Annotated in this window: 1 protein-coding gene; it reads left to right on the top strand. The window is 60.2% G+C overall.

The window, feature by feature from the left end; genetic code table 11:
• A partial coding sequence (clpX, locus tag ACETPC_RS23755; RefSeq protein ID WP_380184893.1) for an ATP-dependent protease ATP-binding subunit ClpX occupies window positions 1–1,145 on the top strand: 1,145 nt, incomplete at both ends.

The following is a 1,145-nucleotide window of genomic DNA, read 5'->3' as shown; positions in this document are numbered from 1 at the left end:
ATGACAGATAAGCGCAAAGACGGTTCAGGAAAGCTGCTGTACTGCTCTTTTTGCGGCAAGAGCCAGCATGAAGTCCGCAAGCTGATTGCCGGCCCGTCAGTCTATATTTGCGACGAATGCGTCGATCTGTGCAACGACATCATTCGCGAAGAGATCAAAGAAGTGGCGCCTCACCGCGAGCGCAGCTCGCTGCCGACGCCGCACGAAATCCGTGAGCATCTGGACGACTACGTAATCGGCCAGGAGCGGGCAAAAAAAGTGCTGGCGGTGGCGGTGTATAACCACTACAAGCGCCTGCGCAACGGCGACACCAGCAACGGCATCGAGCTGGGCAAAAGCAACATCCTGCTGATTGGCCCGACGGGCAGCGGCAAAACGCTGCTGGCAGAGACGCTGGCGCGCCTGCTGGATGTGCCGTTCACCATGGCGGATGCCACCACGCTGACCGAAGCGGGCTACGTGGGCGAGGATGTGGAAAACATCATCCAGAAACTGCTGCAGAAGTGCGACTACGACGTGCAGAAAGCGCAGCGCGGTATCGTCTACATCGATGAAATCGACAAGATTTCACGCAAGTCAGACAATCCGTCGATAACGCGTGACGTGTCGGGCGAGGGCGTACAGCAGGCGCTGCTGAAGCTAATCGAGGGCACGGTAGCGGCAGTACCGCCGCAGGGCGGACGCAAGCATCCACAGCAGGAGTTCCTGCAGGTGGACACCTCGAAAATCCTGTTTATCTGCGGCGGCGCGTTCGCCGGTCTGGACAAGGTTATCTCGCAGCGCGTGGATACCGGTTCGGGCATCGGCTTCGGCGCGACGGTAAAGGGCAAGGCGGAGAAGGCGACGGAAGGCGAGCTGCTGTCGCAGGTTGAGCCGGAAGATTTAATCAAGTTCGGCCTGATCCCGGAGTTTATCGGCCGTCTGCCGGTGGTGGCGACGCTGAACGAGCTGAGCGAAGAGGCGCTGATCCAGATCCTGTGCGAGCCGAAGAACGCGCTGACCAAGCAGTATCAGGCGCTGTTCGATCTGGAAGGCGTGGAGCTGGAGTTCCGCGAAGAGGCGCTGAAAGCGATAGCGGGCAAGGCGATGTCGCGTAAAACCGGCGCGCGCGGTCTGCGCTCCATCGTGGAAGGCGCGCTGCTGGA

It is taken from the genome of Pantoea sp. sgz302252, from assembly GCF_042610525.1.
Taxonomy (GTDB): domain Bacteria; phylum Pseudomonadota; class Gammaproteobacteria; order Enterobacterales; family Enterobacteriaceae; genus Erwinia.
This window is presented reverse-complemented; position numbering and strand designations above follow the sequence as displayed.